The following is a 24,264-nucleotide window of genomic DNA, read 5'->3' on the forward strand; positions in this document are numbered from 1 at the left end:
GTAGTCTATAATTTAAAAAGCCCATTAAAAGCAAATATTTACATTCACTCTAATACAATCGCTCTATTGATATTTTATCGACTGATAAAACTATAGTACTTAATTACCACCTTTATAATACATCTGTTTTGTTATGTTCTAAAAAACAAAAAGAATCGAAATTTTACTGAAATTTATTTTTAATCCTTTCGGTCTTTATCGCCAACAACATTTTAACCGTAGAGAGAAAACGTTTGAAACACGCATATTTAGCACTTTCCCTAGCCACTATATTAAATACACCACTTAATGCTTTTGCAGCCGAAGAATCAAAAACAACAAAAGATGGCGCAATAGAGCGCATTGAGGTGGCAGGCCAAGCTATTAAATCTCAAGGTCTTTCGGTTAAAAACGCCACTGTAGACGGCCCTTTTGGCGACAACTTAGCCCTACAAGATATAGCCCGCTCAGTCACACCAATTTCAAGCGAGTTAATAGAGCAACTCAATATTACGACTTTACAAGACGTGCTCGCAGTAAGCCCTAATACCTATTCAGCCAGTGGTTTTGGCGCACCTAGTTTACCTACTATTCGTGGGCAATTAGGTGAGCTTTTTCAAGATGGCACACGCCGACAAGCCGGTAATAACGGCTTTGGTGTGCCCTTATCGTTCAACTCTATAGAACAGATAGACGTGGTAAAAGGCGCGCCGCCGGTATTATTTGGCTCAAGCCAACGCAACGGTGGTTTTGTAAACTTACATTCTAAAAAAGCATCAACTGACGAAAGTAAAGGCAAAGCAACGGTATCTGCAGGTCGATGGGATCAGTACAGTGTTTTAGTGGATTACAGTGCACCCATTGTAAAAGACAAAGTAGGCTTTAGAGTAAGCGCTGAACACATAGATAACGGCAGCTACTACGACTTTTCAGGCACAAAGAGCGACAGCTTATTTGCATCATTACGCGTATTACCCGATGACAAGAGCAGCTGGGATATTAACTTTGAGTTATACCAAGTTGAATTTACCGATAACGCAGGTATTAACCGCCCTACTCAAGCGCTAATAGATAATGGCCTTTATATTACCGGCCAAGGCGTGCAAGCAAACGGCAGTACTGTACCGGCAGCAGGTTCAATAATCTCACCAACTGGGCAAGTAAAAATAGACCGTAGTACAGTACTTACCGATCCTGATAATCAAAACGAAGCCACTACTTATTTACTACACAGCATTTATAAGCGTGAACTTTCCAACAACGCATCAATAAAAAACATTACGTATTTTCAGCACTTACAACGCGAAGAAATTGCACAAAATAGCTTTGTTGAAATTATAGATGGTGCCGATACCGCGCAAAACCGTACCGAGCTTACCTATCTTTGGAATAGCGACCAGCAAACAATTTTCGCATTTGATGTGCGTTATAACCGCGTATTAGGCTACAGCCAATTTACAACAGAAGCCGACTTACCTATTGATTTAACTGGCCCACTTTCAAACCGCCGCATTCCTTTAACTGATGCACAACAAGCACGTTTAATTGAAATTAGCTCAGGTGTATTTGTATCCCCTGGTGGTCAATATGATATTAATAATGACGGCAGTGGCGACTTTAACTTATCAGACACTACCGATTCGCGTTCATGGCAAACAGGTTTTGCTATTCAGCAAGATTCTGATTGGACAGATAAGTTTCATACAAGTGTTGGCTACCGCATTGATTTTTATGACGTAGACGCGCACGACCCAATAGCACCAGAGGGTGAAATTGCAGCTCGCGATAGCATTAACGATAAGCTACATTCTGGGCAAGTAAGCTTTAACTACCGATTAAACGGTGATTACACCACTTATGGTGCAGCAAGTTACAACGAAGCCACATCAAATAGCATGGCTGGCGGCACGTCTCTTGGTGGCGACAACACGATTAGCGCACAAAACTTTTCAACCGAAAATACCTTAGTTGAATTTGGTTTGAAATACGCACCAACCGACAGTGATTGGTACGCCGATGGTGCGGTGTTTAGCCAACGTCGTAGTTTACGTAATCGCGATGGTAGCAATACTGGCATTCGTACTACCGGCTTTGAAAGCCAAGTATTTTATGATGCTTACCCTTATTGGCTAAGTGCTGGCTACAGCTATATAGATGCTCGCTACGATAATTCTGCAAGTAGCCAAGATTCAGCACAAGTCGCTGATGCATTTGACAACTCACGTCCAGATATTATTGAAGGTACCAGTGTTGGCGCACCTAGCTTTACCGCTTTTGCACCTTCAAACACCCGTGTACAGGGCATTCCTGAGCAATCGTTCAGCTTTAACGGAAATTATTCAATTAATTCGAAATGGCAAACGGGTTTTTCAGGTCTATATACAAAGAGTTACCCATTAGACTTTTTGGCGACAGTAAAAATTCGTGATCAGTACACACTAAACGTAAATACTAGCTATGCTTTTACGCCTAGTACCAAGTTACGATTAGATGTGAACAACGTAACGAATCAAAAAAACTGGCGCCCAGTATTTGAAGGCGGTTACTTTGGTGCAACTTTAGCTTTTCCTGAGTTGCCAATTAACGCCAAGCTAACCCTTACGCATAGTTTTTAAGAGAGAGAACATGATTAAAAAAATATTTTTATTATTGATTGCAGCGGCCGCCGTCGGCCTGTTCTTTCATTTTGACTTACACCAACTACTTACGCTTGATGGCTTAAAAGGGTCAATGGATCAGTTTAGCGATTACAAAGAGCAGTCACCGTTGTTGGTTATTGGTGGGTTCTTTTTACTGTACGTAGTAGTAACAGCTCTCTCGTTACCGGGCGCGGCTATTTTGACACTTGCAGCAGGTGCATTATTTGGCTTAGTTGAAGGCTTATTGGTTGCATCTTTTGCCTCAACTATTGGCGCAACACTTGCCTTTTTAGTATCGCGTTACTTACTACGCGACACTATTAAACAACGTTTTCCTGAGCGCTTAGCCGCAATTGATGCAGGCGTTGAAAAAGAAGGTGGATTTTACTTATTTACCCTTCGTTTAGTGCCGGTGTTTCCGTTCTTTTTAATCAATTTACTAATGGGTGTTACCTCAATAAAGTCATGGACTTATTACTGGGTAAGCCAAGCAGGTATGCTAGCCGGTACATTTGTATTTGTTAACGCAGGTACGCAACTGGCGCAAATAGAGAGCTTATCTGGAATTTTATCATTCAACTTAATCTTATCATTCGCTTTATTGGGCATTTTCCCATTCATTGCTAAAGGAATCTTAAACGTGTTTAAAAAACGTCGCGTATACAAAAACTACACTAAGCCTAAAAAATTCGACCGTAACATGATTGTTATTGGTGCAGGCGCAGGTGGTTTGGTAACAAGTTATATAGCCGCTGCTGTTAAAGCAAAAGTAACCCTTATTGAAGCCGGCGAAATGGGCGGCGACTGTTTAAACTACGGTTGTGTTCCAAGTAAAGCAGTTATTAAAAGCGCTAAAATTGCAGAGCAAATTCGCCACGGTGAAAACTACGGTCTAGAAAACGCAACACCACAGTTTTCGTTCAAAAAAGTAATGGCACGTGTACACAAAGTAATTGCCGATGTAGCACCACACGACAGTGTTGAGCGTTACACCGACTTAGGCGTAGATGTTGTAAAAGGTTACGGTAAATTAATCGACCCGTGGACTGTAGAAATTAAACTTAACGATGGCGGCACGCAAACACTCACTGCCCGTACTATTGTGATTGCCACTGGCGCACGCCCATTTGTACCGCCACTACCTGGTATTGAAGAAACAGGCTATGTAACAAGCGATACATTGTGGAATAAATTTACAGAGCTAGATGAGGCACCTAAAAAACTTGTAGTACTAGGTGGCGGTCCAATTGGTAGCGAATTAGCACAAAGCTTTGCACGTTTAGGTTCAAGTGTTACGCAAATTGAAATGAGCGAACGCATCATGATCAAAGAAGACCTTGAAGTGTCTACTTTTGCTCACGAAGCGTTAACCGAAAGTGGCGTTAATATTTTAACATCGCACCAAGCACTTCGTTGTGAAACACGCGATGGTAAAAAATATATTGTTGTTAAACATAACGACAAAGAAATAGATATTGAATATGACGAGCTATTATGTGCCGTTGGTAGAAGTGCGCGCCTTAAAGGTTACGGTCTTGAAGAGCTAGGCATAGAAACAAACCGCACAGTAGTAACTAACGAGTACCTTGAAACACTGTACCCTAATATTTTTGCAGCAGGCGATATTGTAGGTCCATACCAATTTACACACGTGGCAGCCCATCAGGGTTGGTACGCAGCTGTAAATGGCTTATTTGGTCACCTTAAAAAGTTTAAAGTAGATTACCGTGTTATTCCGTGGACTACATTTATTGACCCAGAAGTAGCACGTGTTGGCTTAAACGAGCAAGACGCAAAAGACAAAGGCATAGATTACGAAATTACTCGCTTTGAATTTGAAGAGCTAGACCGTGCAATTACCGACAGCGCTACAAAAGGCTTTATTAAAGTGATTACACCCAAAGGCAAAGACAAAATACTCGGTGTTACTGTGGTGTCTGAACACGCTGGCGATTTGATTGCTGAGTTTGTACTGGCAATGAAACACGGCTTAGGTCTTAACAAAATACTCGGTACTATACACAGCTACCCTACTTGGGCTGAAGGTAACAAATACGCAGCAGGTGAGTGGAAACGCGCTCATGCACCTGAAAAAGTGCTTAACTTGCTTGAAAAATACCACACTTGGCGTCGAGGTTAATTATGTTTAAAACACCTCTAAAAGCATTGCTACTTGGTTCGGCTTTAGTTGTAACATCGTTTGCAACGTCATTTTCGGCCCAAGCCCAAAACATGCACGATAGCTGGAATGCATTGTTAAATAAGCATGTTGTTGCTATTAACCATAATCACAGTACTGAGGTTGATTACGCTGCTATAAAACGTGAGCATGCACAGCTAAAAACGTATTTAGATTCGTTAACGGCTGTAACGCAAAGCGAATTTGACGCATGGGAAAAGCCTAAGCAACTCGCTTTTTTAATCAATGCTTATAATGCGTGGACTGTTGAGCTTATTTTAACTAAGTACCCTGATCTCAAGTCAATTAAAGACTTAGGAAGCTTTTTTAGCTCACCATGGAGTAAAGAGTTTGTGCCATTACTTGGCAAAACTCGCAGCCTTGATGGTATAGAGCATGGTTTAATACGTGGCAGCGGTAAATACAACGACCCACGCATTCACTTTGCAGTAAATTGCGCGAGTATTGGTTGCCCAGCGCTTCGAGAAGAAGCGTATACAGCCACTGATTTAGAAAGCCAATTGCAAGAGCAAACGGTGCGCTTTTTATCAGATATGACACGTAATATGGCTCAAGAAAATACGCTAAGCGTGTCTTCAATATTTAAGTGGTACGGCGACGACTTTGAAAAAGGCTTTAGAGGTACAAATACGCTACAGCAGTTTTTCTTGCAATACAGCGATGCACTTAAACTGATACCCGCTCAGCAAAAAGCACTTAAAAATGATGACATGAAAGTTAAATTTTTAGACTATAACTGGGATTTAAATGTTCGCCATTAAGTTTTGGCAAACACAGGCGCGATACAGCTTTTGCTGTGTCGCGTTTTGCGTTTGTACAATCGCAAATTTAGCTGCTTTTTCGAGCACCGCGTTTGCTAATACCGTTATTAACTCAAATAGTAAAAGTAATTTAGTAATTAACACACAACAGGGATCTGGCTGGCAACAAATTCAAACACTTGGTAGCAATCAAGATGTATACTTTTATGCATGGGGCGGCGACGCGCAAATAAATGCTTATATTCAATGGGCAGCGCAGCAAGTTAAAACTAAGTACAACATTAACTTAGTGCATGTAAAATTAAGTGACACCAGCGAAGCAGTAAGTCGTGTACTTGCCGAAAAATCAGCAAACAATAACAACCAAGGCAGCGTAGATTTAATGTGGATCAACGGGGCTAACTTTGCCACCATGAGTGAGCACTCTCTGCTTTTAAAGCAATGGGCGAGTAAACTTCCCTACTTTGCATTAACCGATCCGGCTAATAACCCTGCTGTAACATTTGATTTTGGTTTACCTACCAATGGGATGGAGGCTCCATGGGGGCAAGCGTCACTTACGTTTTATTACGACAGCATTGCAATAAATGGTAAGGCAAACAATAAATTGCCGACGACATTAAACGAATTATTAAACTGGAGCGCGCAAAACCCTGGTCGCTTTAGTTACCCAAAGCCGCCTGACTTTTTAGGTATGAGCTTTTTAAAATACGCCTTAGTTGTACTGCATCAGCAAAGCAGCGAAAATATTAAAGCGCAGCTAAACCAACCAGCTACAACTAAAAATACAGCGCAAGTGTTAAACTCACTGTGGGACTTTTTAGATAAACTACACCCAACTCTTTGGCGTGGTGGCACTCATTTTATGCAAAGTGGTGCTCAAATGCGCCGCCTTGTGGACGATACAGAGTTGAGTTTAGCCTTTACTTTTTCAGCACCTGAAGTACCGGCAGCTGTAAAACGCTATGATTTACCAAACAGCATTCGCAGTTACGCAATGAGTGATGGCAGTTTAAGTAATACCCATTTTGTGGCAATCCCTTACAATGCAAGCCACCAGCAAAGTGCGCAATTAGTGGCTAATTTTTTACTCAGCCCTGAAGCGCAAGCTCAAAAGCAAAAAGCGCATATATGGGGCGATAAAAGCGTACTTATTCAATCAACGTTAACGCCTGATCAGCAAGCCTTATTTAAAACAGCTAAACCGCATCCAAGTGCACTGCCTTTAAACAGTATTAAACGCACATTGAGCGAACCTCATCCAAGCTGGGTAAACGCCATTATGCAAGGTTGGCAAACCCGTTATGGAGTAAGCCAATGAGCGTTATTTCAAAAAGTGTACCAGTAAATACCAAAGCAACAACGCAGTGCAGCACCGATATGTTTACGCGCATTGTAAAATTTAGCCCGCGATTTTTACTCGCTTTACTTATACTACCCGTACTTGGTGGCTTAATTAGCGTATTGCTGCCTGCCTTTGGTTATGCGCCCGTACTTGAGCAAACAACGTTTAGCTTGCAAGGTTTTAATGCCCTTTGGCAAACACCTGGCCTTACTCAAATGGTTACCTTAAGCGTTGCAACGGGCTTAATAAGTACTCTGCTTGCATTTATCATTACCTTAATGATTTTAGCTGCGTTTTTTAATAGCCCGTGGCTTAACCGAATTCAGCGTTTATTGAGCCCTATATTAGTGATACCTCATGCCGCCGCGGCTATTGCAGTAGGGTTTTTAATTGCCCCTTCAGGTATGATTTCACGCTTAGCGTCGCCTTGGTTAAGCGGCTGGGAACTTGCGCCAAACGGCATGTTTCCGCATGATTCGTTCGGTATTAGTATTATTTTAGGCTTAACACTAAAAGAGCTTCCCTTTTTATTATTAATGGCACTGGGCGTACTTGCTCAACCTGAGCTTGGCAAAAAATTACGCCAACAACATAAGGTTGCGCTTAACTTAGGTTATTGTCCAATGACCGCCTTTTTTAAAGTAATACTGCCAAGTCTTTATCCGCTGCTGCGCTTACCCCTTTTAGCAGTGCTTGCCTATGCAAGCGCAAGTGTAGAAATGCCTCTTATATTAGGCCCAAATACACCACCCACGTTGGCCGTTGCAATAATGCATTGGTTTAACGATGTTGATTTAAACCTGCGTATTAAAGCCTCAGCAGGTGCTTTATTACAACTGGCTGTTACAGGCGGGTTATTAGCGCTTTGGCTTGGCGGAGAAAAAGCCGTAAAAGTATTATTTAGCGACTCGCTCACTAATGGGGTGCGCGAATACGGTGGATTTTATTGGCAAAAAATAACGGTAGTACTCACCACATTAGTAATTAGCTTTATACTGTTGTCACTTATTGGTCTAGTTATGTGGTCGGTTGCAGGTTTTTGGCGTTTTCCAGATGCAATGCCTGAGCAATTTACGCTACTGCATTTTAAAAGTGCGCTAATGCAAATGGGCAGCCCGCTTTTTAATACGCTAGCAATCGGTTTAGTAACCACACTATTTGCCATTATTCTTACTTTATTGTGTTTAGAATCAGAGCAGTTGAGTGACAAACCTATTTCTCGTTTTACCAGTTTAATTATTTACTTACCGTTATTAGTACCCAGTATTGCCTTTTTGTTTGGGCTAGTATGGATACAACAATTGGTAAATAACCAAGCTGCATTTTTTAATGTAGTACTTACTCATTTACTGTTTGTGTTGCCTTATGTGTTTTTGTCACTTGCGAGCAGCTATAGGCGCTTAGATCCTCGTTTTGCTCATGTTGCAGCAAGTCTAGGCGCAGCGCCATGCAAGGTGTTTTTTAAAGTAAAACTACCTCAGTTGTTTGCCCCTATTTTAATTGCAGCCGCACTGGGCTTAGCAATTAGTTTTGGACAATACCTCCCCACGCTTTTAGCTGGCGGCGGGCGCATAGCCACAATAACAACCGAAGCTGTTACGCTTGCCAATGGCGCAAGCAGACGCACCAGTGCCGTGTACGCTATTATGCAAATGGCGTTGCCACTTATTGGATTTATACTGGCATGGGGTTTACCTAAATATTTTTTCAAAAGTGCACGTGTTTAAAAGTACGCAAGTTTAAAAGTGCACATATTTAAAGCACCCATGTTTAACACTATCAGGGTTAAGGTTTTTTAATGCAGTCATCGTTACAGATTAAAAATTGTCAGCTTTATCGCCAAAATGAGTTGCTACTTAGCTTAAACGAGCAAGTTAATGGCGGTGAAATTCTGACTATTATGGGCCCATCGGGCAGTGGTAAATCAAGCTTATTAAATTGGCTTACGGGTACTTTACCAAGTAGCTTTAAGGCCAATGGAGAGGTGTGGCTTAATGGTCAAAATATCGATAACACCCCTCCACACTTACGCCATATTGGAGTGCTTTATCAAGACGCTTTATTGTTTTCGCATTTAACTGTTGCTGGTAACATTGCCTTTGCAATGCCCAAAGGTAATAAAAAACAACGTCTTGAAAAAATAGAACATGCACTTGAGCAAGTAGGTCTTAAAGATATGGGCAATCGTCACCCCGATAACTTATCGGGCGGGCAACAAGCCCGTGTTGCATTATTACGTATGCTGCTGAGCGAACCTAAAGCCATTTTACTCGACGAACCCTTTAGCAAACTCGACACCCAATTGCGTGTTGATACACGCGAACTCGTGTTTAGCCAAATACGCGATCATAAGCTACCTGCAATTATGGTAACTCATGACCATAGCGACGCCGACGCTGCAAATGGCAAACTCATTACTTTAAGTAGCGCACTTTAATACATAGCTTTAATACGCATAAGGCAAAAAACATGCTAGACAAATTTATCACCCCTGTAATTAAGCCACTTTTAACACCTGTGGTTATGCTTATGCATAAACGCGGCATAACCGCCGATCAGCTCACTGTTGTAGGCTTTTTAGTTGGCTTATTAGCCGTGCCATTACTGGCGTTTGAAATGTGGTACGGCGCATTAGTTGCCATTGCTTTAAATCGAATTTTAGATGGACTTGATGGCGCATTAGCACGCTATGCAAACCAAAGTTCAAGCGCGGGTGGCTTTTTAGATATCACACTCGACTTTTTATTTTACGCGGCTATTCCGCTTGGCTTTATTTTGGCAAACCCTGAGCAAAACGCGATAGCGGGTTCGATATTACTTGCCACTTTTATTGGTACGGGCTCAAGCTTTTTAGCTTTTGCGATTGCCGCCGAAAAATTTAAACTCGAAAAACCGCAATTTAAATACAAAAGCTTTTACTACTTAAACGGCTTAACCGAAGGCACTGAAACAATAGCGCTATTTATTGCATTTTGTATTTGGCCGCAGCACTTTGCGGTTATGGCGAGCATTTTTGCTATTGCGTGTGGCATAACTATTTTTACCCGTATACATGGCGGTTATCACACGCTTAAGCAACAAGAAGCCGATGCTAACAAAGCAGCTGAAAACATGCCTAGCAGTGCAAATTCTGAGGTAATAAATGACTAATGAAGTATGGTGGCGACTCGGCAGCTTTTTTAGCATTTTAATTATAATGATGCTGCTTGAATGGCAAAAGCCTGCTCGCCAAGCACCTATTAAAAGCAGTACACGTTGGTTTGCTAATTTTGGGTTAGTGTTTGCTTCATCAGTTATTGCGCGCTTAGTGGTCCCTATTGGGTTAACCGCTGTTGCACTTTACACTCAAGAGCACGGCATTGGCTTATTTAATCAAATAGCCCTACCAAGCAGTTTAATTATTATATTGAGCATACTTTTACTCGATATATTAATTTATTGGCAGCATAGATTATTTCATCAAGTGCCTATTTTATGGCGTTTGCACCGTGTACACCACGCCGATGCACATGTAGATACAAGTACTGGCTTGCGCTTTCACCCTATCGAAATTGTGCTGAGCATACTTATAAAACTCATTGCAGTAACTGCTCTTGGCGTACCTGCCATTGCGGTACTTATATTTGAAATAGCACTTAATGGTTTAGCATTATTTAATCATGCAAATATACGCTTACCTAATGCCATTGAAAAACCACTGCGTTTAATATTAATGACGCAAATATTGCATCGAATTCACCATAGCCAAGTGGTTAGCGAAACTAACTCAAACTATGGTTTTAGTGTAATTTGGTGGGATAAATTATTTGGTAGCTACAAAGATAAAGCAAAAAAAGCCGACGCAGATATAAATATTGGCTTAAAAGAATACCCAAGCCAAAAGCAAAATGCCTCGCTTTGGGGATTACTTTCAATGCCTTTTAAAAACAAGTAAAAACAAGCATATTTTATCTCATACAATACCAATCCACTTAAAATTACTTTTATGTAGATTGGTATAAACAAAATACTCTTTAAATACTATAAATATACCTGTCACTAACCTTTTAATTGTTAAGTCCTTTCCTACTTTTTGACGTAAAAAATATTCCGTTCTTGCTCCCATCAAAAAACATAAATAGTATAACCCTCTATTTTAAATGATAATTTACACACCCATCCAAATTGGTAAACTGGTCTTACCGTAAACTAATTGTAAATAAAATAAACAAATATGTTGACCATTTGCGTACTCCACAATATCATTTGTAAGCGCTTACAAAACACATATCAAAATGTAAGCGCTTACAGCACGAAAAAACAAAGCTCAAAAAAACAATTAATCTGACAATAATCTGTTGAAACCGGGGTTCAGTTATGAACATTGAAACAACGCACATTACACGTTTACTTGCCGCTATCTCTTTAGTTACGTTAGCTGGCTGTGGTGGCGACTCTGCCACTAAATCAAATTTTGAAAATGTAGATGCCTCTGAACCAGTATCAGATTGGCAAATGGTTTGGAGCGACGAGTTTGAAGGCTCAGCCATTGATACAAACAAATGGAACTATGAATTAAACTGCAATGGCGGTGGTAACAACGAGAAACAGTGTTACACCGACAGCGAGCAAAATGCATTTATTGCAGACGGTGTGTTAAACATTGTTGCCCTACCCGCTGAAGAAGGTGCAGAAAAGCCTTACACTTCAGCGCGCTTAAATACGCGTTACAACGCTGACTTTACGTATGGTCGCTTTGAAGTGCGCGCCAAACTTCCATCAGGACAAGGTAGCTGGCCAGCATTTTGGATGCTGCCAACAGATGAAGTTTACGGCACTTGGCCTCGTTCTGGCGAAATAGATGTTTTAGAATCAGTAAATCTTAAAACACCGGATGAAGACGGTGGAATAGAGTCAAGCATCCACGGCACACTTCATTACGGACGCGCGTGGCCAGATAACAGCTCTACGGGCAAAGAATTTAAATTCCCTGAAAATACTAACCCGGCAGATGATTTCCACACGTATGCTGTTGAATGGCAAGAAGGTGAAATTCGCTGGTACGTAGACGGTTACCTTTATGCAACTCAGCGTCAATCTGAAGTTCGTACTAATGCAAGTGACGAGGCTGTAGGCCTAAAACATCGCGGTTGGTTTGCAGAATACTTTGAACAAGGTTCTGGCGAACTTACAACACATTGGGATAGCGCGCCATTTGATAAAGACTTTCACTTATTGCTAAACCTAGCAGTAGGCGGTGACTGGCCTGAAAACGTAAATGATTTAGGTGTAGATGCTAGCGCATTTGAAAACGGCCAAACCTTTGCTATTGATTACGTACGCGTTTATCAATGTGCATCAAACCCTGAAACAGGTAAAGGCTGTGAAACTATTCGCCCGGGTTACAATAGCCTAGACGATGCTTTGCTTGAAGGCGATGCACCAATTCCTAGCCCACCTTCGACAGGCATTGCAACACCACTGACTATTTTTGGTGAGTCATTTAATCCAAATTGGCCTGCATGGGATTGTTGTGGAGGATCTACTCCCGCTATTGTTGCAGATGAAACCCAAGGTAATGTAGTTGAATTTGTAGTAGGTGCAGAACCCACTGTAATGGGCTTTATTAGCCGTGAGATTTTTATTACTGACGAAGCAGGAAAAGCCAGCCCGTTTGATGCATCTCCAATGCTGGATGAAGGTTACGTTCGTTTTAAAATGAAAGTAACAAATGCACCAGGCACTGCTGATGCAGCTTGGCTTGTAAAACTTGAAAGTAATGAAGGTTCTAGCGCATTAGAAATGCCGATTACAGATAGCATTGAAGGCGTAAGCCCTGTTGTTGGCCAATGGCAAACTTATACATTTTTACTAAAAGATTTAGATGCTGCAAATTTAGATATTAGTGCAATTGATGTGATCATGGTGTTTCCAGCATGGGGCGCAGGTGAAGGCGCTGTTTATTTAATCGACGATGTTGAGATTACTCAAGATAACTTAGGCGTATCACCTGAGCTTACTATTTTTACTGATGAGCAAAACCTAGCATGGCCAATGTGGGATTGTTGTGGTGGCTCAACGCCTGTTGAAGCTATGGATGATGAAGAACATGGTTTAACCGCAGAGTTTAGCATTGGTGCAGAACCTACTGTAATGGGCTTTAACAGCCGCACTGATGCCAATGGCGCAGGTGAGTCATTTGATGCTAGCAGCATTTTAGACGAAGGTGTTATTCAGTTTGATTTAAAAGTAACGTCTGCACCGAGCGACCCAGCAACACCGTGGTTATTTAAAGTTGAATCAAATGGCGGCGACTCAGCAGTAGAGCTTGAACTTACGGCAAGTGTTGAAGGCGTAGCACCAGTTACTGGCGAGTGGCAAACATATACATTTAAACTGTCTGATCTTGCAGCTGCTGGCTTAGATGTAAGTACTATAGATGTACTGATGATTTTTCCAGCATGGGGTGCAGGTGAAGGCTCTGTTTACCGTGTAGATAACGTTAAAATTTATAATCCAAATGCAGCGCCAGCTGCAACGGGTGAGCTTACTGTATTTAAAGATGCAGCGGCCGAGCAATGGAGTATTTGGGATTGTTGTGGTGGCTCTACACCAACAACAGAAACCGATGATGACGCGCATGGCGCAGTAGCGCAATTTAGCATTGGTTCTACTGCTACAGTAATGGGCTTTATTGCTGATGAAGACGTATCGTTCGATGCCTCTGCAATACTTGAAAATGGTGTAGTTCAATTTGATATGAAACTAGTCTCTGCGCCTTCAGATATTGACGCACAATGGCTATTTAAAATTGAATCAATTGGTACATCGAGTGCCGTAGAGCTTGCTTTATCTAGCAGTGTTGAAGGCCAAGTACCTGTAACGGGCGAATGGCAAACATACACCTTCCCTCTTCAGCAATTATTTGATGCCGGCCTAGACATTAGCGCATTAAACGTAATTATGGTTTTTCCTAGCTGGGACATGGGCGATGGCGCGCTTTACCGTATAGACAACGTGATTATTGCAAATCCATAAAACACACACCAATAGGCGCTTAGCGCCTATTGCTACACAACAACATTTTATAAAGCAGAGCTATTATGAACACATTTAATTTTAAAAAGAGTCGACTTGCGGCTTCTGTGTCTCTCATCATTGCTGCGAGCACATTAAACACAGCTATTGCGGCAGAAGCACAAACAAGCGTTTCATCTGATGTAGAAGTTATTGAAGTAAAAGGTATTCGTGGTTCACTTATTCGTTCTATGGATATGAAACGCGACTCTTCTGGTATTGTAGATGCCATTTCGTCTGAAGAAATGGGTAAATTCCCAGATACCAACTTAGCAGAATCATTACAACGTATTACCGGTGTATCGGTTAGTCGCGCAAACGGTGAGGGTAGCCAAATTACAGTACGTGGTTTTGGTCCTGAGTTTAACTTAATTACCTTAAATGGTCGCCAAATGCCGGGCACAGGTTATACACGTTCGTACAACCTTGAAAACATCGCCTCTGAAGGCGTAAGTGCGCTTGAAGTATTTAAAACAGCACGTGCAGACGTGCCAAGCGGTGGCTTAGGTGCAACAGTTAATATTTCTACTGCGCGCCCTTTTCAAAAGCCGGGTCAAAATTTTTCAGCAACCGTTAAAGCAAATCACGACTCGTCGAACGAAGCTGGCGATGACGTAACACCAGAGTTCTCTACTGTTTACAGCAATACTTTTGTAGATGACACTTTTGGTTTTGGTTTTTCATTTTCACACCAAGAGCGTGACTTTCAAAAACAAAGTGCCAATATCCAAGGCTGGCAGGCAAATGTAGACTTACCTGATTTAGATAGCAGCAACGTAGTTGATAACCGTACAAACCCTGCAGGTAACTACTACTTCCCTAAAGACATGAACTACTCTATTGAAGATGTAGAACGTGAACGTACAAACGGACAAGTTACTTTTCAGTTTGCACCAGTAGATGGCTTTGTAGCAACACTTGATTACACTGCAAGTAAAGCTGTAACAGGTTCTCAGAGTATTGGTTGGGGTATTTGGAACGACTTTGGTAGCAATCTTAATGGCTACGAATTAGATGAAAATGGCACAGCTGTTTATGCTGATATTAGCGGTAATGACGCGTCATTCACAGCTAATAAAGGCACTTCAGAAGTAAAAGCGCGTTCTATTGGTTTAAACTTAGATTGGGAAATTAGCGACACGTGGCACGTAGAGCTTGATTACCACGACTCTAAAAACGAAACTGATAACGGCGCCGACAATGGGCTGGGAAGTGCCGGTCAAGTAATTTTAGGTTCTGATCAGCTAGCTAATAAAATTTATGATTACCGTACGGGCGAAGTACCCAGTGCACAAGTTAATTGGTTAAATGGCACAAGTGAATTAACGCCTGGCGAAATTGATTCAAACTTTAGTCAGTTTATTCATTCACCTGGTGAATCAAACATTGAACAATTACAACTGCATACGACATGGTATAACGAAAGCTATGACATTGGTTTAGTTAAAGTTAAATTTGGCGCATCACGTACAGAACAAAACACCGGTGGTTACACCGCGTGGAGTGGTTTAGTAGGTGGTCCAGGCTTTAACCCATCGTATACAGAAATATTCCCAGATAGTATGTTTACCCGCAACGATACATCAGGCCTTTTAGATCAGTTTGATGGCGGCGGCAGCGACTTACAACCTGGTTACTACTATACCTACGATTTTGACGAAGCTGTTGCACGCCAAATTGCGTATTTAACGGCTGATGTAACAGGCGGCGATGCATATACAGCTAATGCATACGCAGACGGAATAGATAGCGAGAGCTACGTAGAAGAAATCACTGATAGCTTTTATGTTCAATCAAGCTGGGAATTTGACGTAAGTAACTACTACGTAAAAGTAAATGCAGGCCTACGCTATGAGCAAACAGACGTAACCAGTACTGTGCGCCAACGCGTTGAAGATCAAGTTAATTGGATCAGCGCTTCAGAGTGGATCATGCAATACGCTGCTGGCGGCGATGATAACTTCTTAGAGCAACAAGGTGATTACGATGTTTTACTGCCTTCAATCGACGTAAGTGTTGATTTAACTGAAGACGTAGTAGCCCGCGTATCTTGGGGTAAAACAATGTCGCGTGCACCACTAGGTAATCTAGCCGGTGGTCGTAGTTTAACAGGCAGCCCAAAACCAGGTTCTCGTACAGGTGGCCAAGGTAATACAAACTTATTACCGTTTGAATCAACAAACCTTGATTTATCACTTGAGTATTACTACGCAGAAGGCAGCTACGCGTCTGTTGGTTACTTTAAAAAAGATGTTGATAACTTTATTCAAACCACCATTACGCAAATCACTATTGATGGCTTACACGACATTTTAAACGGCCCTCGTTATTTACAAGCCGTGAGTGAAATTGAATCACGTGGTGAGCAAGCAACAACCGATGCTATTTTTGCACAAATGATTGCCAGCGGTTACGGCAATGCAAATGGCGTTATTGAACCAAACAGCGACGATCCGCTAATTACATGGAATATTAGCCAACCACAAAATACCGACAGTAAATCGGTAGATGGTTTTGAAGTTGCAGTACAGCATCTAATTGGTGAAACCGGTTTTGGTATTGGTGTTAACGCAACATTTGTAGATGGCGACGTAGAATTTGATAGCGAAAGCCTTGATCAACAAGCACCGCTTACAGGCTTAAGTGACTCAGCTAACTTCCAAGGCTTTTACGAAAAAGACGGCCTATCAGTTAAAATTACTTATGCATGGCGCGACTCATACCTAATTGGTGTTGGCCAAGCGCAAGGTTCAGCTGATGCGCCTCCGCAATATGCTAAAGCGTATGGCCAATGGGATATGAGCGTTAACTACGATGTAAACGAAAACGTAACGGTATTTTTTGATGGCATAAACTTAAATAATGCCACCGAAGAAGGTTACGGACGTTACGAAGAGCAATTCTTATTTGCTAATCAATACGGTCCACGTTACTCAATTGGTGCTCGTTACACGTTCTAAACTATTTCCTAGTTAGAAGATCAAGCCGCTTGTTATAACAAGCGGCTTTTTTATAGCGTTTTTATTTGCTCAAGCAACACATTAGTTGTCCAATCAATGCCGTTATACGCAACGTCCGGCTTGTAGTAAGCCCCTGCCCCTCGCGCTCTGTTTACGTATACTTTGTTAGGTACAATCACTTTGCCTAAGCCTGAAGGTAAATCAGCTAAACGTACCTCCATATACATAGAATCAGCACTACTTGGCGCACCAAACAACGTTGTATTTTCAAAAAGCTTAAACTTATCAAGTGCATCTAAACAAGCACTCGCACATTGCGGCGGCACTATAACAAACACCTTGGTTTTAAAGTCACTCACTAAAGGTGTATGTGGTATGTTATTTAGCGTATTAGTCTTTTCTTCTACATAAAACGGGGCATCATTTTTAAGTGATAAAGCCATACCCGCTGCTACAGTTTTTACGATTTTCAGTAGTTCAGGCTTATCCTTTACGACCTCTAATAAAGACTCTACAAAGTCAGTATTATCTTTTGAAGCTCTCCACCACACTTGCTCGTTTTGAGTAGTACCAGCTGTTTTTTGTTCTACTACTTTTTGGCCCCATAATCCTTTTCCTATTTGTGAGCTCCAGTAAGATGAGCCGCCTTGGTTATGGCGCAAATCTAATACCACGGCTTTTGCAGTAAGTAGCTTGCTACGTTGCTGTTGTATTTTTTCAAACACTTTATTGTAGGCAGTAGTTTGTTTATCGGTTGATGAAAAGCTAGGCATAGCAATCCAACCAATGTTTTTTTCAGGCCAGGTTAAATCAATGGGGAGTTCATCACCGTTATAAGCATTTTCTAAATGCTTGCTTGCTGACTTAGGCCTCTCAGACCAATTTAATACGTGTGTATAGGTATCGCCATTGGCTTTAACAAATTCGCATGCTTTTAGGGGAGTTAAAAATGGATTGCCCTCGTCAATTAGTAACCGCCAACCTTGCTGCCACCAATGCCCAGGTTGTGCCACCTCACCATGAAACTTAAATATTCTCTCACGCATTAAGGTATCAGTGCTTTGCCCATCACATTGGCTTACAACATCACCTTTACTAATATTTTTGGTTTCGCTGTAATACACTTTTAGCGCATCACCTCGCCATACAGCTCTAAAGCCCGGCCAGCGGCGCGCGGGTCTATCTACGCTTGAAAACGCGCCAGCATGACCATCTTGTAACACAGTACTAAAACGTGCAATTGACGCAACATGAACCTGCGGCCCACTCGCTTGTGCCGACAATGCAAGCGCCTCTGCTTTTGCTTGTTTTAATAAATCAGGGAAAGTTGGGTTATTAACATCAAACATACCAGGGTGATTATGTGCAGTAATACTATAAGCCGCGTTAATATCGCGCTCTGTTATACTGCGCCACTGCGCTTTTGTTGTAGGTTCTGCGTGCTCTTGTGCGGCATTTATAATTGGTGATAGTAGTAAAGCGCAGAGCAATACATGATTGGTTATTTTTGTTTTTATAGTCATAAAAATCCGTTTAATTATTAACTTTTAAATATAAGCTGACAATAGTACAAAGTTTACTTTTATTTATAATTAAGAACTAGTTAGCTAACTGAAGCGTTTTTAAAAAATTAGTCGGGTAACGTGTTTTCGCTAAAAATGAAGTACTACACACTAATCAGTAATAAATTATTTTTATTGTACATCTGATTTAGCGCGTGCAATATAATCTGAATACTCAGCAGAGATAGGCATAGCTTTAAAGGGGCTGACGTTTGCCCCGCCTGTGTTACCGCTGGGAATTAATCCAAACGCAGTTTTGGTAGCAGCTCCAACAATACGAAATATTTGTCCTAAAAGCTCACGTAAATCGTTTTGCTTAAACGCCCAGCAAAACATCAATATATGCACTTTAACATGAAAATAAGTAGATTCTTGACCGAGTACATGAGCATTTTCTAAATGCTCAAATGCCTCTATAAACTTGCCATTTTTATTAGCTAAATGAGCTAAATCTAATTCGGCATTTACATATGGTTTTATATTTTTAGTGAATTGACTAAACATACTTCTATCCTTGTAAGTGTATAACGAGTATTTAAAGCAACTCGTTTATAACCTATGTTTATGAATACTCAAACAATAACCGAGTTCCTATTTTGGTTCAATCTATTGCTGTACTTTTACTCAGCATATAAAAAAGAGTTTAATGTTGTTTTAATTGGCGTTTTAAAAGGGATTACGGGTGTTTGAGTGGCTTTTATTTAGACTAAAAAAGTAAGGTTTATGATAGGTGTCTAGTTTAATTTTAAAAAATAAACATTATATTTACAAAATAAAAACCATTAGATAGTATAGAAAGCACCCAATTTAGGGTTTGCATTTTAAATGGAGATTAAAATGATAAAACACCTTCTAAAACTAGCTTTTACTGCATTACTTTTTACCCATATGAGTAGCTTTGCCAAGATACAGATCACTGAAGAAATGAAAAGCTTTACTGATAAAGCCAATAAAGTAGAACAGTGGCAACTCGGCACTACCAAGCGCTTTGACACCTTCGAACAGTTTTTTTTAAATGCTGGCGGTTACGCAACTTACCAAACCGGCTACCTTTTTGATATTCGCAACACGCATTGGCTCAGTTATGAAGAAGCAATTAAAGTCGCCCCTGATTTAAAAAGTGTCTTAAACAATGAGCAACTCAACGTTAATATCACCCGTGAAGAGTTTCTCGCTTTTACAAATATACAAGTACCTGCAAACGCCCACTATTTGTATTTATACTTTGATACACCAACTGACCCAAAAGACGGCACTTATCTGTATTCAGAAGGTGGAGCTTTTACCAAATTATTAATCGAAGCCAATAAAAGACGAAAAAGTGCTGCACTTACTCTGAAAAAGCATGCAACTATCCCGTGGTATTTAATTGAGATCCCATTAATAGGATTCAACCCGCAATAGTGTTTAATTTTTTAGCGCCATGCGTGCTTAGTAGCTAAAAGGGCAATAAATGTTAACTATTCCAAAGCAAGATTCTAACTTAATAAAATCGCGAACTGTTTTACTGTTTGCTTTGGGTGTATTGTTATTAGTGGCAACAATTTGGCTTGTGCTGACGGTATTATTTAGTGATAAAGCTTACGAAATCAAATATTCAGCGGTAGAAAAAGGTGCAGTACAGCAGCAAGTTGCCGTGTTTGGTCGGTTAAAACCCCGCGTGTCAAGTAGTTTAGTGGCACAAATTGATGGCCATGTAAGCCAATTAAATGTGCTGCCGGGTAGTCATTTAGCCAGCAATACCGTTGTACTTACGTTATCTAACCCGCAGTTATTACGCCAATACGATATAGCAAAATTAAACTGGCAAAAAGCACAAGCAATGCATGTATCAGCACTAGCTAAATTACAGCGCGAAGCAACGCAACTGGCTAACGACGTTGCTATGGCGCAAAGCGAACTAAAATTTGCAGAGCAAGAAATTGCCACTTTAGATGTATTACATAAACAGCAGCTACTAAGTGAGCTTGATTTTTTAAAAGCTAAAACGCGGCTTGAACAAATTCGCTTAAAATTAGATTTAACAAAACGCAGTGAAAAAGCTTTTTTAACGGCGCGTGAGTATGAGGAAAAAGCATTAGACCTAACCCTTGAATCTGAAAAACAACAGCTCGCCCTCACATACAGCGATGTACAAAATCTTGAAATAAAAACCTCACAAGGTGGTATTTTAACAGAGTTGCTTGATGAAATTGATGTTGGGCAAGCCGTGAGTAAAGGAACGGTACTGGCTAAACTATCAGATAAAAATAGCCTTTATGCCGAATTACTCGCCCCCGCAAGCGCAGCTGATACTATAAAAATAGGCATGCCTGTGAAGGTTGAAATTAAAGGCACTTTATATAACGCAAAAGTTGTGCGGGTGTTTCCAAGTATTGAGGCGAATCAAATAAAACTAGAAGCTGCATTTATACAGCAAGTACCTACATCTGCAATCAGTAACTTATCTATTGCTGCCAACGTATTAGTAGCAGACAAAGCAAACGCATTACGTATCGCCAAACCCATTTATTTAAACCCTCGCCAACTAACACAAAATGTATATATATACGAAGAGGGAGAAATTTTTGCTAAAGAAGTAACAATAGGCTTACAGGGTGAGCAATATATTGAAATTTTAGCTGGGTTAAATGAAGGGGATTTAGTATTAAGCACACTTCCAAATGATTTAACTGAATTATAAAAGCGATGTAAAAATAAAAATAGGTATAACAATAAAAACAACAACCCCAGCTAAGGAGCGCACAGTGGAGCAGTTAATTACGTTAGAGCAAGTATCAAAGTCATTTTCAGCCAATGCCAAGCCTGTATTGGAAGACATTAATTTAACAATTAATGATGGTGAATCAATCGCCATTTTGGGCCCTTCTGGTAGTGGTAAGTCAACTCTATTATCTATTATTGGTTTACTCGATGAACCAACGGCTGGTGACTATTTACTGCGTAGTGAAAACATTACAGCGTTGACCCGTAAACAAAAGAGTTTGGTGCGCAATGCCCACATAGGCTGGATATTTCAAAACTTTAATTTAATAGCCAGTATGACAGTGCTGGAGAATGTAGTGCAGCCTATGCGCTTTAATAAAGCCATAAAATCTAGTGAGTACATTGACCGTGCAAAAGAGGCGCTTAATGATGTGGGGTTACTAGACAAACACGCCACCACGCCAGATAAGCTTTCGGGTGGCCAACAGCAACGTGTTGCCATTGCAAGGGCTCTGGTAAATAAACCTGCGCTGATATTAGCGGATGAACCGACGGGAAACCTTGATCAAGCTACGGGTGATGAAGTAATTGCGTTATTACAGACGCTATGTGATAAAGGCAGCACACTCATAGTCGTTACACACGATGAAAGCGTTGCACAACGCTGCAAGCGCCGGATCAGAATTTTAGATGGGCGGATAGATTATGATGGTAAGTAATCTAGGCTTTGAGCTGTTGACACAATGGCGACGTTGGCGTGGGCAATATTTAAAACTGGCTATATTATTATTAGGCTTTGCTTTAACCGCCGCCCTTTTAAGTATCGCGTTGCGCTTAGGCAGTATGCTTTTTTATGAAAACCCAAGCTGGACCAATACAAATAAGCCTTTGTATACATTAGGTAGATTAAGTGAAGATAACCGTTTAAGTGCAGTTAGTAAACAAGCGCTTGATCAGCTAAAAACACTACCAATGGTTGAAGATGTGTCATGGCTCGTGTTTAAAGAGTTCAACTTTTCGGTTGATAACGCAAAGTTAAGCAATGTCAGAAGTGCTATTTTTTCACCTAATATGGCCGACAATTTAGCGATTGACGTGCTAAAAAATAACAAAGTGTCTGGTGCGTGGATCACTGAAAAGTTTTGGCGAGAAACACTCAAAAGTGATGCCAATATTAAAGGAAAAATACTTTCCTATAAACGCCTTGAGCGAGGTATACAAATTCTTGGTGTTTTAAATAAAAAATATAATCAAGTGGGAGTTAATCATGTCGATGTATGGCTACCAGAAGATATTTTGCGCTATTCCACTCCTTTTACCAATGACTCAATGGTAGACCGATTTTTACAAGCTGCACCTTTATATTATGGCGTGTTCTCTGCAAAAATGTCTTTTGATCCTGAGCAAACAAAAAAACAATTGGAGAGTATAGATTTAAGTGTTAAAGGTATGTCTTTTGGTAAATCACCATTGCCGCTAGTTATTTTTTCGGGCATAAATTTTGACCCTAAGTCATATCAGCATATGGTACTACTATGGCAGTTATTATTAGGTTTAATTGTTACACTGTTTTTTATTTTAACATTTAGTTTGTTTTCAATTTCCAGCAGTAAAGCAATTGTGTTTGCCGATGAGTATAAAACCTTACAGTTGTTAGGCGCACAATCGAACGACTTTATTCGACCTGCGCTCCTTTTTTCATGTCTGAAAATCGTGGTAATAAGTTTGCTTAGTGTATTAAGTCTATACTTACTTAGTCAGTTAATAACTAGCAGTACCAGCTACCAATTATTATTTACTGATAAATACTTGTCTGTAGATAGTGTAAGTTTTATCAGTGCAATCGCAATGATAACTGTGAGCGTAATTTTATGTTCACTCATACCCCTTGTAAATTTGCTCAAAGGATCATTGTTTACTCGTATGGCAAATACGCGAGTGTCGTTGTTTCAAAAGGCGTTAGCCGGAGGAATTTTAGTCATTCAATTAAGCGTTGCTCTAACAGCCACCTATGCGCTGAGTAATGTTGCTCTCTCTCAGTGGCAAAAATATAAACACAGCAATATTAACTTATCTGTTGCTCAGGTAAGTGTAGACTCTGGACACTTTGCGATTTCTTGGCGCCAAGCCTTAAATAAGATACAGCAAGTAGACCCGCAAGCAGTAATTTTGTCATCCCCTTTTGAAAAATTACAACAGTATACGCTTGCTGGGCAAGGTGCAAAGGAAGCTATGGATATCAAAACAAGCTATGTGAGTAGCCATTTTTTTGATTTACTTGATGTGGATGTTCAAGGGAAACAATTAGCTAATTGGCAAAATGGTGTGATCATCAACCACGCCCTTGCTAAGCATTTAAGTAGTACGCAAGAGCTGAGTTCACTCATTGGCACGACGATTAGTTACGGTTTAGAAAACCAGCAACTCACAATTATTGGGATCAGTGAGGATATCCCTCATTGGGGTCGCAGGCAAAGCATTATGCCCACTTTATATTTACCCTTGAATATATATGATGAGGAAGTGTTAAAAAATTTTTCAATTCTATCAAGCAACATTGACGCACTTAGTAACAACAGTGACTTTAATCGTTGGTTAAGCGAACAAGCCTCAAATATTAATATCCATAAAGCAGCAACATTAGCAGATATTTTGGCCAAATTTGATCAACAATCAACTGATTTACTTTGGTTTGGATTAATAATTACACTGATCATTCTTGCAGGGATCTTTAGTGGCTTATGGTATCAAGTACTCGCGCAACTTAGGCTAGATAAACAATCTATTTGTGTATTGTTAGCTATAGGGGCTACTGACGGTTTTATCGTTTTTAATCGCTGCAAACAAATACTCTTTGCTTTTATATTGGCGCTCATTACGTGTTTTATTTTTTATAAATTGATTGGATCAACTTTACTTGGCTTTGACTTACTTGCATTATTCATCGCACTTTTAACCACACTAATATTGTGTGTAACTGCAACTTTGTCGCCTTTAGTTAAATTACTTAAAACCCCTATTCAGCAAGCTTTAAGAGACTTGTAGGTGATATTAGG

The 24,264-nt window shown here is 40.5% G+C and carries 16 protein-coding genes; 14 read left to right on the forward strand and 2 right to left on the reverse strand.

What is annotated here, in order from left to right:
* Nucleotides 1-233 precede the first annotated feature (233 nt).
* The 10 genes from L659_RS0121735 to L659_RS0121785 all read left to right on the forward strand — a co-directional run bounded on the left by L659_RS0121735 (nt 234) and on the right by L659_RS0121785 (nt 16,940).
* Nucleotides 234-2,594 carry a TonB-dependent receptor gene (locus L659_RS0121735; protein ID WP_024591908.1) on the forward strand — a complete coding sequence of 787 codons (2,361 nt, stop codon included), beginning with the start codon at nt 234-236 and terminating at the stop codon, nt 2,592-2,594.
* A gap of 10 nt (nt 2,595-2,604) precedes the next feature.
* Nucleotides 2,605-4,758: an FAD-dependent oxidoreductase gene (locus L659_RS0121740; protein ID WP_024591909.1), complete on the forward strand. Its 2,154-nt coding sequence runs from the start codon at nt 2,605-2,607 to the stop codon at nt 4,756-4,758.
* Between the two features lie 2 nt (nt 4,759-4,760).
* A complete protein-coding gene (locus L659_RS0121745; protein ID WP_024591910.1) occupies nt 4,761-5,579 on the forward strand; it encodes a DUF547 domain-containing protein in 819 nt (272 codons plus the stop codon).
* Nucleotides 5,566-6,900 (forward strand): ABC transporter substrate-binding protein, encoded by a 1,335-nt coding sequence (locus tag L659_RS0121750; protein ID WP_024591911.1) that lies wholly within the window; start codon nt 5,566-5,568, stop codon nt 6,898-6,900. The genes L659_RS0121745 and L659_RS0121750 overlap by 14 nt, the downstream gene beginning before the upstream one ends.
* A complete protein-coding gene (locus tag L659_RS0121755) occupies nt 6,897-8,651 on the forward strand; it encodes an ABC transporter permease (RefSeq protein ID WP_024591912.1) in 1,755 nt (584 codons plus the stop codon). The genes L659_RS0121750 and L659_RS0121755 overlap by 4 nt, the downstream gene beginning before the upstream one ends.
* A 71-nt stretch (nt 8,652-8,722) precedes the next feature.
* On the forward strand, nt 8,723-9,361 hold the full coding sequence (locus L659_RS0121760; protein WP_008165767.1) for an ATP-binding cassette domain-containing protein: 639 nt from the start codon (nt 8,723-8,725) through the stop codon (nt 9,359-9,361).
* Between the two features lie 32 nt (nt 9,362-9,393).
* Nucleotides 9,394-10,074 (forward strand): CDP-alcohol phosphatidyltransferase family protein, encoded by a 681-nt coding sequence (locus L659_RS0121765; RefSeq protein ID WP_024591913.1) that lies wholly within the window; start codon nt 9,394-9,396, stop codon nt 10,072-10,074.
* Nucleotides 10,067-10,858 carry a sterol desaturase family protein gene (locus L659_RS0121770; protein ID WP_024591914.1) on the forward strand — a complete coding sequence of 264 codons (792 nt, stop codon included), beginning with the start codon at nt 10,067-10,069 and terminating at the stop codon, nt 10,856-10,858. Before L659_RS0121765 ends, L659_RS0121770 begins: the two co-directional genes overlap by 8 nt.
* A 422-nt stretch (nt 10,859-11,280) precedes the next feature.
* Entirely contained in the window at nt 11,281-13,941 is a 2,661-nt protein-coding gene (locus L659_RS0121780) for a glycoside hydrolase family 16 protein (RefSeq protein ID WP_024591915.1), read from the forward strand.
* Nucleotides 13,942-14,006: 65 nt separating this feature from the next.
* Nucleotides 14,007-16,940, forward strand: a complete 2,934-nt coding sequence (locus L659_RS0121785; protein WP_024591916.1) for a TonB-dependent receptor — start codon at nt 14,007-14,009, stop codon at nt 16,938-16,940.
* 50 nt (nt 16,941-16,990) lie between these two features.
* Here the strand turns inward: L659_RS0121785 and L659_RS0121790 are convergent, their stop codons facing one another.
* Nucleotides 16,991-18,463, reverse strand: a complete 1,473-nt coding sequence (locus tag L659_RS0121790) for a S41 family peptidase (RefSeq protein WP_024591917.1) — start codon at nt 18,461-18,463, stop codon at nt 16,991-16,993.
* A 171-nt stretch (nt 18,464-18,634) separates the two neighbouring features.
* Nucleotides 18,635-19,006, reverse strand: coding sequence for a DUF3703 domain-containing protein (locus tag L659_RS0121795; protein WP_008165755.1), 372 nt, complete (start codon nt 19,004-19,006; stop codon nt 18,635-18,637).
* A 333-nt stretch (nt 19,007-19,339) separates the two neighbouring features.
* Here L659_RS0121795 and L659_RS0121805 point away from each other — a divergent pair, with 333 nt between their 5' ends.
* From L659_RS0121805 to L659_RS0121820, 4 genes are all read left to right on the forward strand, one after another.
* Nucleotides 19,340-19,906 (forward strand): hypothetical protein, encoded by a 567-nt coding sequence (locus tag L659_RS0121805; RefSeq protein WP_024591918.1) that lies wholly within the window; start codon nt 19,340-19,342, stop codon nt 19,904-19,906.
* A 49-nt stretch (nt 19,907-19,955) separates the two neighbouring features.
* Nucleotides 19,956-21,185 carry an efflux RND transporter periplasmic adaptor subunit gene (locus tag L659_RS0121810; protein WP_024591919.1) on the forward strand — a complete coding sequence of 410 codons (1,230 nt, stop codon included), beginning with the start codon at nt 19,956-19,958 and terminating at the stop codon, nt 21,183-21,185.
* Nucleotides 21,186-21,249: 64 nt separating this feature from the next.
* The gene (locus L659_RS0121815) at nt 21,250-21,927 is read left to right on the forward strand and encodes an ABC transporter ATP-binding protein (RefSeq protein ID WP_024591920.1); all 678 of its coding nucleotides are present in this window, start codon (nt 21,250-21,252) and stop codon (nt 21,925-21,927) included.
* The gene (locus tag L659_RS0121820) at nt 21,914-24,253 is read left to right on the forward strand and encodes an ABC transporter permease (protein ID WP_024591921.1); all 2,340 of its coding nucleotides are present in this window, start codon (nt 21,914-21,916) and stop codon (nt 24,251-24,253) included. The genes L659_RS0121815 and L659_RS0121820 overlap by 14 nt, the downstream gene beginning before the upstream one ends.
* Nucleotides 24,254-24,264 lie beyond the last annotated feature (11 nt).

It is taken from the genome of Pseudoalteromonas sp. S8-8 (genome assembly GCF_000497875.1).
Classification (GTDB): domain Bacteria; phylum Pseudomonadota; class Gammaproteobacteria; order Enterobacterales; family Alteromonadaceae; genus Pseudoalteromonas; species Pseudoalteromonas arctica.

Bases quoted from the DNA above. Each gene is read 5' to 3' on its own strand.
- L659_RS0121745 (WP_024591910.1), top strand. From the start codon at position 4,761: ATGTTTAAAACACCTCTAAAAGCATTGCTACTTGGTTCGGCTTTAGTT.
- L659_RS0121810 (WP_024591919.1), top strand. From the start codon at position 19,956: ATGTTAACTATTCCAAAGCAAGATTCTAACTTAATAAAATCGCGAACT.
- L659_RS0121820 (WP_024591921.1), top strand. From the start codon at position 21,914: ATGATGGTAAGTAATCTAGGCTTTGAGCTGTTGACACAATGGCGACGT.
- L659_RS0121780 (WP_024591915.1), top strand. From the start codon at position 11,281: ATGAACATTGAAACAACGCACATTACACGTTTACTTGCCGCTATCTCT.
- L659_RS0121760 (WP_008165767.1), top strand. From the start codon at position 8,723: ATGCAGTCATCGTTACAGATTAAAAATTGTCAGCTTTATCGCCAAAAT.
- L659_RS0121785 (WP_024591916.1), top strand. From the start codon at position 14,007: ATGAACACATTTAATTTTAAAAAGAGTCGACTTGCGGCTTCTGTGTCT.
- L659_RS0121790 (WP_024591917.1), bottom strand. From the start codon at position 18,463: ATGACTATAAAAACAAAAATAACCAATCATGTATTGCTCTGCGCTTTA.
- L659_RS0121750 (WP_024591911.1), top strand. From the start codon at position 5,566: ATGTTCGCCATTAAGTTTTGGCAAACACAGGCGCGATACAGCTTTTGC.
- L659_RS0121765 (WP_024591913.1), top strand. From the start codon at position 9,394: ATGCTAGACAAATTTATCACCCCTGTAATTAAGCCACTTTTAACACCT.
- L659_RS0121805 (WP_024591918.1), top strand. From the start codon at position 19,340: ATGATAAAACACCTTCTAAAACTAGCTTTTACTGCATTACTTTTTACC.
- L659_RS0121740 (WP_024591909.1), top strand. From the start codon at position 2,605: ATGATTAAAAAAATATTTTTATTATTGATTGCAGCGGCCGCCGTCGGC.
- L659_RS0121755 (WP_024591912.1), top strand. From the start codon at position 6,897: ATGAGCGTTATTTCAAAAAGTGTACCAGTAAATACCAAAGCAACAACG.
- L659_RS0121795 (WP_008165755.1), bottom strand. From the start codon at position 19,006: ATGTTTAGTCAATTCACTAAAAATATAAAACCATATGTAAATGCCGAA.
- L659_RS0121770 (WP_024591914.1), top strand. From the start codon at position 10,067: ATGACTAATGAAGTATGGTGGCGACTCGGCAGCTTTTTTAGCATTTTA.